The sequence below is a fragment of the Micromonospora sp. WMMD987 genome (assembly GCF_029581435.1).
Taxonomy (GTDB): Bacteria; Actinomycetota; Actinomycetes; order Mycobacteriales; family Micromonosporaceae; genus Micromonospora; species Micromonospora rifamycinica.
In genome coordinates, this window is record NZ_CP120861.1 from 6,105,997 (window position 1) to 6,121,511 (window position 15,515).

Genomic DNA, 15,515 nt, shown 5'->3' on the forward strand with positions numbered 1-15,515 from the left:
CCATGCAGCCCGGAAACCCCGGCCAGGACCCGTACGGCCAGCAGCCCCCGCACGACCCGTACGGGCAGCAGCCTGCCCCGGGCCAGCCGCAGGACCCGTACGCCGCGCCGCAGGCGCCGTACGGGCAGCAGCCACCGGCACCGTACGGGCAGCAGCCACCGGCGCCGTACGGGCAGCAGCCGCACGACCCGTACGGCCCCCAGCCCACGTCGGGCCAGCCGTACGGCCAACCCGACCCGTACGGCCAGCCCGTCGGAAAGGACCCGTACGGGGCGCAACCGTACGGGGCGGCCTCGTACCCGGGGGCCGGCTACCCGGCGCCCCAGGGGCAGCAGAACACCCTCGGCCTGGTGTCGTTGATCCTCGGCATCGCCTCGATCCCGCTGGTCTGCTGCGCCTTCCTGGGCATCCCCGTCGGCATCGGCGCGGTGGTCACCGGCTGGCTGGGCATGCAGAAGGCGAACCAGGGTCTGGCCGGCAACGGCGGTCAGGCCAAGGCCGGCCTGATCTGCGGCGCGGTCGCGGTCGGACTGGGCCTCCTGCTGGTGCTCCTCAACATCGTCGGCTCCTTCACGCTGCCCACCTCGCCCTGACCGGGCGCGACATCGAGGGGCGTCCCGGCACCGTCCGGGGCGCCCCTCGCCGTGTCCGCGTTGCGGGACCACCGTAGGGCGGTGCGCCGCGGGTCGGTGCGCTCCGGGTCGGTCCGTCCCGGGGCGTCGCACCGGGGCCGCTCCCACGCCGTGGACCACCGGACGCGACGGCCGGTCGGCCGCGTGGGGCCGACGGACGTGGTCGCCGGCCGGCTCGATGGACCACCGGACGCGGCGGCCGGTCGGCGCGATGGGCATGGGGCCGACGGACGCGGTCGCCGGTCGGCGCGATGGGCATGGGGCCGAGGGACGCGGCGGCCGGTCGGCTCAGTCGGGCACCGGACGCGGCGGCCGGTCCCCGGTCGGGTGGCGTCGGTCCCCGGTCGGGGAGAGCCTGTCCCCGGTCGCGCCGGGACGGTCGTGGGACGGTCGGGGGCGGCCGACGGGTGGCCGCGACCGGGCGGGTGGGCGGGGAGCGGGCGACGGACGGTCGAGGGTCTTGGCGGCGGCGGCCCCGAGCAGGGCACCGACCGTGACCACCGCGGTCGCCACCGCCGCCACCTGCCAGGGCACCGGGCCAATGTCGGCCAGCCGGCCGCCGCCGAGCGGGCCGCCGGAGGCCGCCGAGGCCAGCCCGAGGACCAGGCCGACCACCGGGCCGGCGAGCGCCGCCGGGCCGAGCAGCGCCGCCCAGCCCGCCGTGGGGCGGTCCTCGGCGTCCGGGCGGAGCAACCGGCGACCGAGCAGCCAGCCCGCCGCCATGCCGGCCAGCACCGGTACCGCCAGCAGCGCCGCCCCGATCCCGTCGACCGGGCCGCTGGGCAGCCCGGCGAGCAGCGGTACGGCCGGCAACGACCCGACGGAGACCTCGCTGAGCCGCACCGCCGTGTCGGTGCCGACGGCGAACCCGGGACCGAGCAGGTAGGCGGTCGACCAGACGGCGGCGTTCGGCACGTAGGCCAGGCTGACCAGGGTGATCCCGGCCTGGCCGGCGACCCCGGTCCGGTAGGCCCCGATCAGGTCGGCGGCGTCTCCCCCGGCGCTCACCACCGCCAGCCCGGCCGCCCCGGCACCGGCCCCGAGCAGCAGCAGAGCCGTGACCAGGCCGGTACGGACGCCCTCGCGCAGCGGCGTGGGGGCGCGGGCCGCGGTCAGGGCGGCCACCCCGGTGGTGCGGGCCGCCCCGAGCAGGGCGGCCAGGGTGCCGAAGATCAGCAGGGTCGACCCGGCCCGCACCGGGGACACCCGTAGGCCGGCATCGTCGACCAACAGCGCGGCCAGCACGCCGAGCAGGGCGTACCCGGTGCCGACGGCGACCGCGACGGCGGCCGCCTGCCGGAGGGACCGGCCGCCGCGGGCACCCACCGCCCGGCTGGCGTGCACCCCGGCCCGGGACAGCCGCCAGAACGCGAACCCGGCGAGCGTCAACGGGACGAGACCGAGCGGGCCGGCGGTCGTCTGCAACGGCACCCCGTGGCCGAGCAGCCATCCGGCCAGCCCGGCGCGCAGGGCCCCCGGCACCGAGCCGGCGTCCTCGCTGAGCTGGGCTGATCCCAGCACCAACGCCACCGGCAGGTACGAGGTGACGGCGGCTCCGGCGGCGGCCACCCCGGCGGCGACCGGCAGCGGTGCCCGGGAACGTCCGGACCGCTCCGGCGTACGGGCGGTGGACACCCGGGGCGGCCCGCCGGCACGACCGGGCGGCCGCCCACCGGCACGGACCCCGGCGGGACGGCGTGGCTGATCAGGGGTGGTCGAGGACATCGGGTCTACTCTGGCACGTCGGACCGGTGGCGGCTGCCCGTCCGGGCCGCCCGGACCCGGCGAGTTCCGTGATCCACCGCCCCCGGCCGCCGATCCGGTCTAGCCTCGGCGCAGGGACTCGACCGAAGTCGGGGCACCGATCGCCCGGAGGAAGCCGTGAACGCCTCGTACCCACCACCACCGGCTGCGGCCGGGCGGGACCGCACCACCCTCTGGGGGGTGCTCGGCATCGTCCTCGGCCTGGTCTGCTGCGGCATCCTGGGCATCATCTTCGGCTATCTGTCGATCCGGGACGCCAAGCGGTACGGCCAGTCGCCGGTCCTCGGCTACCTGGCCATCGCGTTCGGCGTCATCAACATCATCGGTACGGCGATCTGGCGGGCCAGCGGGACGTACCCGCTCTGGAACGACTGAGGGCCGACCGTCGCCGGTCGGCCCCCTCGGTGCTGCGCCCGACCCCGGCCGGGCGGACGGCCCGGTCACCGTCGGGCCGCCCGGCCGGTCGGGGTGGCCGGTCCGGCCGGGCGGTGTGGTCGGCGGCTCAGCGGCCCGACATCAGCTCCCGCATCAGCTTGGCGGTCTCGGTCGGGGTCTTGCCGACCTTGACGCCGACCGCCTCCAGCGCCTGCTGCTTGGCCTCGGCGGTGCCCGCCGAGCCGGAGATGATCGCGCCCGCGTGCCCCATGGTCTTGCCGGGGGGCGCGGTGAAGCCGGCGATGTAGCCGACCACCGGCTTGGTGACGTTGTCCTTGATGAAGTCGGCGGCCCGCTCCTCGGCGTCGCCGCCGATCTCGCCGATCATCACGATCGCGTCGGTGTCCGGGTCGGCCTCGAACGCGGCGAGGGCGTCGATGTGGGTGGTCCCGATGATCGGGTCACCGCCGATGCCGACGCAGGTGGAGAAGCCGATGTCGCGCAGCTCGTACATCATCTGGTAGGTCAGCGTGCCACTCTTGCTGACCAGGCCGATCCGGCCGGAGCCGGTGATGTCGGCCGGGATGATGCCCGCGTTGGCGGCGCCCGGCGAGGCGATGCCGGGGCAGTTCGGCCCGATGATCCGGGTCTGCTCGCCCTTGGCCACGTTGTACGCCCAGAACGAGGCGGTGTCGTGCACCGGCACGCCCTCGGTGATCACCACGGCGAGCGGGATCCCGGCGTCGATCGCCTCGACCACCGCCCCCTTGGTGAACTGCGGCGGTACGAAGATCACCGTGACGTCCGCCCCGGTCTCCCGCATCGCGTCCGCCACGGAGGCGAACACCGGCAGCTCGGTGCCGTCGAAGTCGACGGTGGTGCCGGCCTTGCGCGGGTTCACCCCGCCGACGACCGAGGTGCCGGCGGCGAGCATCCGCCGGGTGTGCTTGGAACCCTCGGATCCGGTCATCCCCTGCACGATGACCTTGGACTCCTTGGTCAGCCAGATCGCCATCGTCAGACCCCCGCAGCTGCCAGCTCGGCGGCCCGCTCGGCCGCGCCGTCCATGGTGTCGACCCGCTGCACGAGCGGGTTCTCGGCGCCGTCGAGGATCGCCCGACCGGCCTCCGCGTTGTTGCCGTCGAGCCGGACCACGAGCGGCTTGGTGACCTTCTCGCCGCGCTCCTCCAGCAGGGCCAGCGCCTGGATGATGCCGTTGGCGACCTCGTCACAGGCGGTGATGCCGCCGAAGACGTTGACGAAGACACTGCGCACCGACGGGTCGGAGAGCACGATCTCCAGGCCGTTGGCCATCACCGCGGCGCTCGCGCCACCACCGATGTCGAGGAAGTTGGCCGGCTTGACGTTCCCGTGCCGCTCGCCCGCGTAGGCCACCACGTCGAGGGTGGACATGACCAGGCCCGCGCCGTTGCCGATGATGCCGACCTCGCCGTCGAGCTTGACGTAGTTGAGGTCCTTCTCCTTGGCGGCCTGCTCCAGCGGGTCCACCGCGGCCTGGTCGACCAGGGCCTCGTGGTCGGGGTGCCGGAAGCCGGCGTTCTCGTCCAGCGTGACCTTGGCGTCGAGCAGCAGCAGCGTGCCGTCGCCCGTCGTGGCCAGCGGGTTCACCTCGACCAGGGTGGCGTCCTCGGCGACGAAGGCCTTCCACAGCCCCACCGCGACCGCCACCACCTGGTCGGCGACCTCGGCCGGGAAACCGGCCGCGTCGACGATCTCCCGGGCCTTCGCCTCGTCGACGCCCTCGACCGCGTCGATCGGGGCCTTGACGACCTTGTCGGGGGTCTCGGCGGCGACCTGCTCGATGTCCATGCCGCCGGCCACGCTGGCGATGCAGAGGAAGGTGCGGTTCGCCCGGTCGAGCAGATAGGAGAAGTAGTACTCCTCGGCCACGTCCGCGGTCACCGTGATCATGACCTTGTGGACGGTGTGGCCCTTGATGTCCATGCCGAGGATGTCGGTGGCCCTGGCCACCGTCTCGTCGGCGCCCTCGGCCAGCTTGACGCCGCCGGCCTTGCCTCGGCCACCGACCTTCACCTGCGCCTTGACGACCACCCGACCGCCGAGGCGTTCGGCGATCGCGCGGGCCTCCTCCGGGGTCGTGGCGACGCCGCCGGCGAGCACGGGTAAGCCGTGCCGCTCGAACAGGTCCCGCCCCTGGTACTCGTACAGGTCCACGATTGCGCGTCCCGTCCCGTCTCCGCGGCGCGCCGTCGCGCCGCCGCCAGCGTTGAGAAACTCCGTTGACGCCTGTCATCAGTTGAAACAGGCCATTGGCCGCAGCCTAGCGAGGTGGGCACCGGCGGCAACCGAGCGGGTGCGCGGTGTGCGGTAATGCACAGCGCGCCGTGGGCGACTCGCCGACGGCACAGAATCGTCCACAGGTTGTCCCGCGTGACGCGTAACCCCACCGTACGGGCGTCGTTGAGTCTGATGTCGGAGCGCTGGTCAGCGCGAAGACGGGAGCGGCCGATGCCCTGTCGGTCGAGGGGTGGCGGCGGGGCATCGTGCATAGAAGGGCCGGGCGTGTGAGGGGTGCGTCCGGCCCTTCACCCTGCCCGGAATCGTCAGCCGACCGGCTGCGCCACGTTGGCGCGGACCCACTCGACGATCGCCTGGGTGGTGGCACCCGGCGTGAAGATCTTCGCGACGCCGAGTTCCGTCAGCTCGGGGATGTCGGCGTCGGGGATGATGCCGCCGCCGAAGACGACGATGTCCCGCGCGTCCCGCTCGGCGAGCAGCTCCAGCACCCGGCGGAAGAGCGTCATGTGCGCGCCGGAGAGCACGGAGAGACCGACCGCGTCGGCGTCCTCCTGGATCGCGGTCTCCACGATCTGCTCCGGCGTCTGGTGCAGCCCGGTGTAGATGACCTCCATGCCGGCGTCGCGCAGCGCCCGCGCCACCACCTTGGCACCCCGGTCATGGCCGTCGAGGCCCGGCTTCGCGACGACCACCCGAATGCGAGAGCTCATCAGGCGCACACCTTTCCCCGCTTCGCGGCTACCAGCTGAACGAACGGTAACCCACCTCGCAGGGGTACAGAAGCCGGGACGGACGCCTACCGTCCCAGCGCGGCTACCGGAAGCCGGACGCCTCCGCCGAACGGTCACAGTGCGCGACGAACGGGCAGGAACAGGGACGGCCGTCCGGCGCTACGGGCTATGACAATGCACCACGGAACCGGACATTTAGCGTGGACGCTCCGGCGCTGCCGCTTGTGACCGAAGCGGCGGAGGGCTAACGTGTCCACGGTTGTCATCAGGTCCACGGACGGGTGATGACGCGACCGACGTCCGTTCGATCGGCAACACCGAACGGTCGGAGGTCGCATCGGATCCCCGACAACGGAGGGTGTGCGTGCGCCAGCGCCTGTCGTCTGAGCCCGATAGATATCGCGGCCGTCGCCGTGTACCCACCCCGCCACGGAGCCGCTACGCGGCGGTCGTCACCAGCGCGTTCGTCGGTGCCGGCATCGTCGCGCTCGGTGCGGGGGCGATGCCGGACGCCAAGAGCGTCAGCCCGTCGGTGCTCGACGAGCTCCGCCAGGCCTCGATCACCAGCCAGGACGCGGCCGCGCGGGCCGACGCCGCCGAGCGGGCCACCCGGAGCGACGCCCGGGGTGCCGAGGCCGGCACCAACGCGCAGGACCCGTGGCTGCTCCCCATGCAGGGCTACGACTTCAACTCCCCGTACGGCGTCCGGTGGGGCAGGCTGCACACCGGCATCGACCTGGTCGCCCCGGAGGGCACCCCGTACGTGGCCATCCACTCGGGCACGGTCACCAAGGCCGGCTGGTTCGGCGGCTACGGCAACGCGGTGATCGTGCAGCACGCCGACGGCAGCGAGGCCATCTACGGGCACTCCTCGGCGGTGAGCGTGCGCGAGGGCCAGCAGGTCAAGGCGGGTGACCAGCTCGGTCTGGTCGGCAACACCGGTCACTCGTACGGTGCCCACCTGCACCTGGAGGTCCATGTCAAGGGCCAGCCCCTCGACCCGGTGCCGTGGCTCCAGGAGCGCGGAGTGGACATCAAGCTGCAAGTCGAGGCGTACTACACCGAGGCCGCCGCTTCCTGATCACCAGCAACGCCCGTCGACCGCCCGGATCCACCGATCCGGGCGGTTCTTCGTGTGGCCAAGTATCCTGCGTCACACCTGGCGAGGTGACCCGGGACACGGTGGTCCCGGATCCGGTAACTGGGCAGACGACACCCCGGCGGGACATAGCCCGGCAGCGTGCCACCCGCCGCGGGCACCCCACCGGCACCCGTGCCGCCCCCGGCCCGGTTCGACACCCAGGATGGTTCCGGTCCGAACCCCTGAGTGTGAAGGTCCACCGTGCAGGAAGACAGCCACCGCCGGGACGACAGCACGCCCCGCAGCGACAGCACCACCCCCGTCACCCCGAACCACGGCACCGCCCCCGTCACCCCGGGCGACGGCACCGCCCGGGTCACCCCGTCGGCCGGGACCACCGCCGCCGTGGTCCGGCACCGGCGGCGACCACCCGCCGGACGGGTCCTCGCCGCCGGCGCGGTCGCACTGATCGGCCTCGGGCTGGCCGGTGTCGCCACGGTCATCCTCGACCGGGACGACGCCCCCGAGCCGGCGACGGTCGCCCTCGACGCCCGGGACCGCGCGGAGGCCGACTCCCGCGCCGACCGGTCCGCCCGGGAGTCGACCGCCCCGGCCAGCCCGACCGCCGTGCCGGTCCCCGCCACCGTCAGCCCGACCCCGGCGGCCACCCCGACGAAGGCCGCCACGAAGCCCCGGGCGGCGACGCAGCGGCCCCGGGCCGCCGTCCCGAGGGCGACCACCCCGAAGCCGAAGCCGTCGTGGGTGATCCCGATGGCCGGCGCCCAGATCACCTCCTGCTACGGGCAACGGGGCGGCGTGCTGCACGCCGGCATCGACTTCGCCCTGCCGGCCGGCACGCCGATCCACGCCGCTGCGGCGGGCACCGTGGTCAAGGCCGGTGACGCGGGGGACGGCTACGGCATCTCGGTCTTCCTCGACCACGGCAACGGCTACCTGACCCACTACGCCCACCAGGGCAGCCTGAAGGTCGCCGTCGGCGACCGGGTCGGCGTCGGCCAGGTGATCGGCTACGAGGGCTCCACCGGCGACTCCACCGGCCCCCACCTGCACTTCGAGGTGCACCAGGGGCAGATGTGGAACCAGATCGACCCGGCACCGTTCCTGCGCGCCCGCGGCATCGACGTGGCCTGCTGAGCCGAACCGTCGGCGGACCGGTCGAGCTGAACCGTCGCGGCCCCGCCCCCGGTCGGGGGCGGGGCCGCGGCCCGATCAGAGTTTGTCGAGCGGAGCGTGCCGCAGCACCAGCCACATGGTCTGGTCACCGAAGTCGATCTGCGCCCGGGCGCCCGGTCCGTGCCCCTCCACCGCGAGCACCCGGCCCAGCCCGTAGCGCTGGTGGTTGACCCGGTCACCGGCCGACACCTTCGGCCCCTGCGGCAGCTCACTGGCGGTGGCCAGCCGGCTGGCGTCCACCCCCAGTCGCTTCGCCAGTTCGGCGGCTCTCGGCGTACCCCCGGTGAAACCGCCGCGCCCGCCGGGCGCGCGGTCCGCACGGCCGCCGACGCCACCGCCCCCACCGGCCCACGAGGTGTACGTGCCCTCGGTGCGCTCCCAGCGGACCAGCTCCGGCGGCAACTCCTCCAGGAACCGGGACGGTGGGTTGTAGGACGGCTGCCCCCAGGCCGACCGGGTCACCGCGCGGGAGAGGTAGAGCCGCTGCCGGGCCCGGGTGATCCCCACGTACGCCAGCCGGCGCTCCTCCTCCAGCTCCCGGGTGTCGCCCAGCGAACGCAGGTGCGGGAAGACACCGTCCTCCAGGCCGGTCAGGAAGACCACCGGGAACTCCAGCCCCTTGGCGGTGTGCAGGGTCATCAGGGTGACCACACCCTGATGGGGCGCGACGTCGTCTGCCTCGGCGCCGTCAGGCGACGATCCTGGTTGGACAGGGATCTGGTCGGCGTCGGCGACCAGCGCCACCTGCTCCAGGAAGCCGGCCAGGGTGGCCCGCTCGTCCTCGCCACCCAGCGCCTCGATCCGCTCGGTGTACTCCCGGGCGACGCTGACCAGTTCCTGGAGGTTGTCGACCCGGCCGGCGTCCTGCGGGTCGAGGCTCTCCTCCAGCTCGGTCAGGTAGCCCGAACGGGTCAGCAGCGCCTCCAGCACCTCCTCCGGGGTGCCCTCCTCGGCCAGTTCGCGGGCGCCGTCGAGCAGCGCGACGAACTCGCCGATGGAGTTGGCGGCCCGGGTCGAGATGCCCGGTGCCTCCCGTGCCCGGCGCAGCGCCGCGCCGAAGGAGATCCGGTCCCGGCCGGCTAGTGCCTCGACGCACGCCTCGGCCCGGTCACCGATGCCCCGGCGGGGGGTGTTCAGCACCCGGCGGAGGCTGACCGTGTCGTCCTCGTTGACCACCGCGCGCAGGTAGGCCAGCGCGTCCCGGACCTCCTTGCGCTCGTAGAAGCGCACCCCGCCGACCACCTTGTAGGGCAGGCCGACCCGGATGAACACCTCCTCGAAGACCCGGGACTGGGCGTTGGTGCGGTAGAAGACGGCCACGTCACCGGGGCGGGTCTCCCCCGCGTCGACCAGCCGGTCGACCTCCCGGCCCACCCAGTCGGCCTCGGCGTGCTCGGTGTCGGCGACGTAGCCGACGATCTGCTCGCCCGCCCCGGCGTCGCTCCACAGCCGCTTCGGCTTGCGGGAGGTGTTCCGGTCGATCACGGCGTTGGCCGCGTTGAGGATGGTCTGGGTGGAGCGGTAGTTCTGCTCCAGCAGGATCGTCCGGGCGTCGGTGAAGTCCCGCTCGAACTCCAGGATGTTGCGGATCGTCGCACCCCGGAACGCGTAGATCGACTGGTCCGCGTCACCGACCACGCACAGCTCGGCCGGCGCGATCCCCTCGGTGCCGGCGACCAGCTCCTTGATCAGGGTGTACTGCGCATGGTTGGTGTCCTGGTACTCGTCGACCAGGACGTGCCGGAACCGGCGGCGGTAGCTCTCCGCGACGTGCGGGTGCGACTGGAGCAGGTGCACCGTCGTCATGATCAGGTCGTCGAAGTCCAGCGCGTGCGACTCGCGCAGCCGCCGCTGGTAGAGCGTGTACGCCTCGGCCAGCGCCCGCTCGTTGGGCCCCTTGGCCCGGCCGGCGAACTCCTCCGGATCGACCAGCTCGTTCTTCAGGTTGGACACCTGGGCGGCCAGCCCCCGGGCCGGGTAGCGCTTCGGGTCGAGATCCAGCTCCCTGGTGACCAGTTGCATCAACCGGCGGGAGTCGTCGGCGTCGTAGATGGAGAAGGTCGACTTGAGGCCGGCGTGCTCGTGCTCGGCCCGCAGGATGCGGACGCAGGCGGAATGGAACGTCGACACCCACATCAGCCGGGCGCGCGGACCGACCAGATGGGCCACCCGCTCCTTCATCTCACCCGCGGCCTTGTTGGTGAAGGTGATCGCGATGATCTCGCCGGGATGGACGTCCCGCGCGGCGAGCAGGTAGGCGATCCGGTGGGTGAGCACCCGGGTCTTGCCGGAGCCGGCCCCGGCCACGATCAGCAGCGGCGTGCCGGCATGGGTGACCGCGTCCCGCTGCGGGCTGTTCAGGCCCTCCACCAGTTCCTGCGGGTCGAGACGGCGGGCCGGGCCGGGGCGGCGCGGTGGGACCGACGCGGGCTCGGGCTCGGCGGGGGACGCGGGGATGTCGAAGAGAGGATGCATCGCCCGGCGAGTCTATGCCGTGGGCCGGACACTTCCCGCCGCGCACACCCGGAAGGCCGACCCGTCGCCGCCGCCGTCGCCGTCGCCGACCCGCCGCCGTCATCATTGCCGCCGCCGACCCGCCGCCGTCCCCCGGTCCGGCGACCGGCCCGGACTGAGACAAAGCTGTCACGGTGGTCCCACTGGCATCTTCGTCCCCGAGGCGCGACGATGACGCGGGAAATCCCCGCCTGCTCCCCCGAAGACGACTTGGGAGAACAACCATGAGTCAACCGCGCTCGCGCGGTCGGGCCGTGCTGCGTCACCTCGCCGCGCCGGCCCTCGCCCTGGCTGTCGTGGCCAGCCTGCCCAGCACCGGCCGCACCACCACGCCGCCGGCCGACGTCGCGTCCGGGGCCGGTCTCGCCCCGGTCGCCGTCTCGTACGCCACCACGACCGGTGGCGAGGTCAAGGGCCAGTTCCTCAGCTACAACGACTTCCACGGGGCGATCGACCCGCCCGGTGGCAGTGGCGCCACCGTCAACGGCACCCCGGCCGGCGGGGTGGAGTACCTCGCCACCTGGCTGAAGAAGCTGCGCGCCGAGGCGAAGGCCGAGGGTCGGGTCACCACCACCGTCGGCGCCGGCGACCTGATCGGGGCCTCCCCGCTGGTCAGCGCCGCCTTCCACGACGAGCCCACCATCGAGCTGATGGACCAGATCGGCCTGGACGTCAGCTCGGTCGGCAACCACGAGTTCGACGAGGGCGTCAAGGAGCTGCTCCGGATCAACAAGGGCGGCTGCCACCCGGTCGACGGCTGCCAGGACGGCGACGGCTTCGCCGGGGCGAAGTTCACCTACCTCGCCGCCAACACCATCAACAAGAAGACCAAGCTGCCGATCCTGCCCCCGATCGACGTGAAGTTCGTCGGCGGCGTGCCGGTCGGCTTCGTCGGGGTCACCCTGGAGGGCACCCCGGGCATCGTCAACCCGGCCGGCATCAAGGACGTCACCTTCGCCGACGAGGTGCAGACCGCCAACAAGTGGGGCGCCGTGCTCAAGCTCTTCGGGGTCAAGGCGATGGTCCTGCTGGTGCACGAGGGCGGCACCCAGTCCGCGCCGCCGACCACCCCGGGGGTCTCCGACTGCGCCAACTTCTCCGGCCCGATCGTCGACATCGTCAAGGGCCTGCGGCCGGAGTTCGGCGTGGTGGTCTCCGGGCACACCCACCGCTTCTACTCCTGCTCGCTGCCGAACTCCTCGGGCAAGCCGAGCGTGGTCACCAGCGCCGGCAACAACGGCCAGCTGGTCACCGACATCGACTACTCGCTGGACCGGCGTACCGGCCGGTTCACCGGCATCACCGCAAAGAACGTGGTCGTGGAGAACGGCGTGCGCAACGCCGACGGGACCTGGCAGCAGACCGGCGGGGTGTTCGCCAAGAACCCGGCCCTGGTCGACGCGGGCGCGAAGGCGCTGGCCGACAAGTACCGCACGGCGGTCGCCCCGATCGCCAACCGGGTGGTCGGGAAGATCAGTGCGGACATCGTCCGGGACGCCCGGCCCAACGGGGAGAGCCCGATGGGTGACGTGATCGCCGACGCCCAGCTGGCGTACACGAAGGGCGACGGGGCGCAGCTCGCGCTGATGAACCCCGGCGGCGTCCGGGCCTCCCTGGCGTACGGGGCGTCGGCCGGTGGCGAGGCGCCGGGTGAGGTGACCTACGGCGAGGCGTTCACCGTGCAGCCGTTCAACAACCTGGTGGTCACCCAGACGTTCACCGGCGCGCAGCTCAAGAACGTGCTGGAGCAGCAGTTCGTCGGCTTCAACGGGCAGACCGCCCAGCGCATCCTCCAGCCGTCGGCCGGGCTGACCTACTCGTACGACAGCACCGCCCCGGCGGGCTCCCGGGTCAGCGCGCTGGCCCTCAACGGCACCCCGGTCGATCCGGCGGGCAGCTACCGGGTCACCACGAACGACTTCCTCGCCAACGGTGGGGACGGGTTCTCCGAGCTGACCGGCGGCACCGGCCGGACCACGGCGCCCGGCTTCGACGTGGACGCCCTGGTGGCGTACCTGGCCGCCGGGGAACCGGTGGCCCCCACCGCGGCCGACCGCATCACCCGCCTCGGCTGACCGGACGGAAAAGGACCCCTCGCCGACGCGTGCGCGCGGTGCCGAGGGGTCCTTTTCCCACCGGTGGCCAGGGTGTGCTTGCGCGGACCGGCCACCGGTCGGCATACTCGACGGCGTGTGCGATCGGCGTTTCTACTTTTACTACGGCACCGGGAGTCCGGCTGCCGTGGGTCGCGCCTGATCGACAGGACCTACGAAAGCCCCGGGCTCGGAGAGCCCGGGGCTTTTTCGTCCCGGGATCCGAACACCGGGCCCGAGACCCGAGGGGTACGACGATGATGACTGACGTGGTGGAGTCCAGCGGTGTCCCCGCGCGGCACGACGACCCGGCTCCGGCCGACCCGATCGGCACCGGCCCGGTCGACGCCGACCCGATCGGCACCGGCCCGGTCGACGTCGGCCCGACGGATGCCGACCCGGTCGACGTCGCCGCCCGCACCGGTACCGGTGACACGGCGGCGGCCGAGCGGATCGTCGCGATCCGGCAACGGATCGACGAGATCGACCGTACGCTCATCGCGCTCTGGCAGGAGCGGGCGGCGCTCTCCCGGGAGGTCGGGGTGACCCGGATGGCCTCCGGGGGCACCCGGCTGGTGCTCTCCCGGGAACGGGAGATCCTGGAGCGCTTCCGCAGCGAGTTGGGGGCCGACGGCACCCAGCTCGCGCTGCTGCTGCTGCGGGCCGGGCGCGGACCGCTGTAGCCCCGCCGCCGCCGACCGGGGGCGGACCACGGTCGGCGGCGGTGCCGCCGACCGGCCCGGCCTGGACATGACGAACCGCCTGCCACCGTCGGGCTGACGGTGGCAGGCGGCCCGGGTGTCTCACGCCTCGTGGGTGGCGACGATCTCCCGCTTCTCGGCGAAGTGGCAGGCGCTCGGGTGGTCCGAGCCGGAGCGGATCTCCAGCAGCGGCTGCTGCTCGGCGCAGACCTCCTGCGCCTTCCAGCACCGGGTGCGGAACCGGCAGCCCGAGGGCGGGCTGATCGGGGACGGCACGTCACCGGTGAGCCGGATGATCGCCTTGTTGTCCCGCAGCGTCGGGTCCGGCACCGGCACCGCGGAGAGCAACGCCTGGGTGTACGGGTGCGTCGGCCGCTCGTAGATCTCGTCCTCGGTGCCGATCTCCACGATCTTGCCGAGGTACATCACCGCGACCCGGTCGGAGAGGTGCCGGACCACCGACAGGTCGTGGGCGATGAAGACGTAGGACAGGCCCAACTCGTTCTGGAGCTGCTCCAGCAGGTTCATCACCTGGGCCTGGATCGAGACGTCCAGGGCGGAGACCGGCTCGTCGCAGACGATCACCTCGGGGCGCAGGGCGAGCGCGCGGGCGATGCCGATGCGCTGCCGCTGGCCACCGGAGAACTGGTGCGGGTACCGGTGGATGTGCTCCGGGTTGAGGCCCACCAGGTCGAGCAGTTCCCGGACCTTGTCCCGGCGGCTGCCCTTCGGCGCCACCTCCGGGTGGATCTCGAACGGCTCCCCGATCAGGTCACCGACCGTCATCCGCGGGTTCAACGAGGTGTACGGGTCCTGCATCACCAGCTGGATCTGCCGGCGCAGCCGCCGCAGCGCGCCACCGGAGAGCTTGGAGATGTCCTGGCCCTTGTAGTAGACGCTGCCGCCGGTCGGCTTCTCCAGGTTCATCAGGACCCGGCTCAGCGTCGACTTGCCGCAGCCCGATTCACCGACCACGCCGAGCGTCTCGCCGGCCTTCAGCTCGAACGAGACGCCGTCGACCGCCTTGACCTGGCCGATGGTCTTCTTGAGCACGATGCCCCGGGTGACCGGGTAGTGCTTGACCAGGTCACGGACTTCGATGATGGGATCAGTCACGGTTCACCAGCTCCTCGGCGAAGTGGCAGGCGCTGGCCCGGCCGGGGCGGATCTGCAGCAGCGGCGGGAGCTTCTCCCGGCACACCGGCTGCGCCATCGGGCACCGCGGGTTGAACGGGCAGCCCGGCGGGATGTTCATCAGGTTCGGCGGCAGGCCCTTGATGGTGCGGAGCTGCTGGCCCTTCTCGTCGAGCCGGGGGATCGAGTTGAGCAGGCCACTGGTGTACGGGTGCGCCGGCTTGGCGTACAGGTCGTAGACGTCGGCTTCCTCGACGATCCGGCCGGCGTACATGACCGCGATCCGGTCCGCGACGTCGGCGACCACGCCGAGGTCGTGGGTGATCAGGACCATGCCCATCCGGCGCTCCCGCTGGAGCTCGCCGAGCAGGTCCATGATCTGGGCCTGCACGGTCACGTCCAGCGCGGTGGTCGGCTCGTCGGCGATCAGCACCTCCGGGTCCAGCGCCAGCGACATGGCGATCATCGCGCGCTGCCGCATACCGCCGGAGAACTGGTGCGGGAAGTTGCTGAACCGCCCCTTGGCATTCGGGATCTTGACCTGGTCGAGCATCTCGATCGCCCGCTTCTTGGCGTCCGAGCGGCTCATCCCGCGCCGTACCCGGAACTGCTCGGCGATCTGGAAACCGACGGTGAAGACCGGGTTCAACGCGGAGAGCGAGTCCTGGAAGATCATCGCGATGCCCTCGCCGCGGATACGGCGACGCTCCTCGGCGGACATGGTGAGCATGTCCTTGCCGTGGAAGCGGACCTGACCACCCGTGACGAAGCCGGGCGGCATGTCCAGGATGCCCATGACGGTCTGCGCGGTGACGCTCTTGCCGGAGCCGGACTCGCCGAGCACGGCGAGGGTCTCCCCCGCATCGACGTGGTACGTGACCCCGTTGATGACCTTGGCGACGCCGTCCCGGGTGCGGAACTCCACCCGCAGGTCGTCGACCTCGAGCAGCCGGCCCGAGGGGCGGCCGGATCCGTCGGCGCCCGGCGCGGACTGCTCGGAAACGAGAATCTCGGAC

12 protein-coding genes and 1 pseudogene are annotated in these 15,515 nt (G+C 72.7%); 6 read left to right on the forward strand and 7 right to left on the reverse strand.

Features of this window, described 5'->3' with window-relative positions; all coding sequences use genetic code 11:
- The first annotated feature begins 2 nt into the window (after positions 1-2).
- Positions 3-593, forward strand: coding sequence for a hypothetical protein (locus O7612_RS25885; protein WP_282268137.1), 591 nt, complete (start codon positions 3-5; stop codon positions 591-593).
- A gap of 486 nt (positions 594-1,079) precedes the next feature.
- On the opposite strand, the pseudogene O7612_RS25890 reads toward O7612_RS25885, so the two are convergent.
- A pseudogene (locus tag O7612_RS25890) lies at positions 1,080-2,357 on the reverse strand (DUF6350 family protein); the annotation flags it as partial.
- Positions 2,358-2,513: 156 nt separating this feature from the next.
- Between O7612_RS25890 and O7612_RS25895 the strand changes: the two are divergent.
- A complete protein-coding gene (locus O7612_RS25895; RefSeq protein ID WP_282268139.1) occupies positions 2,514-2,771 on the forward strand; it encodes a hypothetical protein in 258 nt (85 codons plus the stop codon).
- A gap of 127 nt (positions 2,772-2,898) precedes the next feature.
- Here O7612_RS25895 and sucD read toward each other — a convergent pair whose 3' ends face one another.
- The 3 genes from sucD to O7612_RS25910 form a co-directional block, all read right to left on the reverse strand.
- Positions 2,899-3,786 carry a succinate--CoA ligase subunit alpha gene (gene sucD, locus O7612_RS25900; protein WP_282268141.1) on the reverse strand — a complete coding sequence of 296 codons (888 nt, stop codon included), beginning with the start codon at positions 3,784-3,786 and terminating at the stop codon, positions 2,899-2,901.
- Between the two features lie 2 nt (positions 3,787-3,788).
- Positions 3,789-4,967 carry an ADP-forming succinate--CoA ligase subunit beta gene (gene sucC, locus O7612_RS25905; protein WP_282268144.1) on the reverse strand — a complete coding sequence of 393 codons (1,179 nt, stop codon included), beginning with the start codon at positions 4,965-4,967 and terminating at the stop codon, positions 3,789-3,791.
- 389 nt (positions 4,968-5,356) lie between these two features.
- Positions 5,357-5,761: a cobalamin B12-binding domain-containing protein gene (locus O7612_RS25910; RefSeq protein WP_282268146.1), complete on the reverse strand. Its 405-nt coding sequence runs from the start codon at positions 5,759-5,761 to the stop codon at positions 5,357-5,359.
- Between the two features lie 385 nt (positions 5,762-6,146).
- Between O7612_RS25910 and O7612_RS25915 the strand changes: the two genes are divergently transcribed.
- Together O7612_RS25915 and O7612_RS25920 are read left to right on the forward strand one after the other, a co-directional pair.
- Complete coding sequence (locus O7612_RS25915; protein ID WP_282268148.1) at positions 6,147-6,863, forward strand: M23 family metallopeptidase; 717 nt, start codon at positions 6,147-6,149, stop codon at positions 6,861-6,863.
- 405 nt (positions 6,864-7,268) lie between these two features.
- A complete protein-coding gene (locus O7612_RS25920) occupies positions 7,269-8,018 on the forward strand; it encodes a M23 family metallopeptidase (RefSeq protein WP_282274059.1) in 750 nt (249 codons plus the stop codon).
- A gap of 75 nt (positions 8,019-8,093) precedes the next feature.
- Here the strand turns inward: O7612_RS25920 and pcrA are convergent, their stop codons facing one another.
- Positions 8,094-10,532: a DNA helicase PcrA gene (gene pcrA / locus O7612_RS25925; protein ID WP_282268152.1), complete on the reverse strand. Its 2,439-nt coding sequence runs from the start codon at positions 10,530-10,532 to the stop codon at positions 8,094-8,096.
- A 263-nt stretch (positions 10,533-10,795) separates the two neighbouring features.
- Here pcrA and O7612_RS25930 point away from each other — a divergent pair, with 263 nt between their 5' ends.
- Together O7612_RS25930 and O7612_RS25935 are read left to right on the forward strand one after the other, a co-directional pair.
- On the forward strand, positions 10,796-12,646 hold the full coding sequence (locus O7612_RS25930; protein ID WP_282268153.1) for a bifunctional metallophosphatase/5'-nucleotidase: 1,851 nt from the start codon (positions 10,796-10,798) through the stop codon (positions 12,644-12,646).
- Positions 12,647-12,921: 275 nt separating this feature from the next.
- Entirely contained in the window at positions 12,922-13,347 is a 426-nt protein-coding gene (locus tag O7612_RS25935) for a chorismate mutase (RefSeq protein WP_282268155.1), read from the forward strand.
- A gap of 120 nt (positions 13,348-13,467) precedes the next feature.
- Here the strand turns inward: O7612_RS25935 and O7612_RS25940 are convergent, their stop codons facing one another.
- Positions 13,468-14,481 carry a dipeptide ABC transporter ATP-binding protein gene (locus tag O7612_RS25940; RefSeq protein ID WP_282268157.1) on the reverse strand — a complete coding sequence of 338 codons (1,014 nt, stop codon included), beginning with the start codon at positions 14,479-14,481 and terminating at the stop codon, positions 13,468-13,470.
- Positions 14,474-15,508, reverse strand: coding sequence for an ABC transporter ATP-binding protein (locus tag O7612_RS25945; RefSeq protein ID WP_282274060.1), 1,035 nt, complete (start codon positions 15,506-15,508; stop codon positions 14,474-14,476). Before O7612_RS25945 ends, O7612_RS25940 begins: the two co-directional genes overlap by 8 nt.
- Positions 15,509-15,515 lie beyond the last annotated feature (7 nt).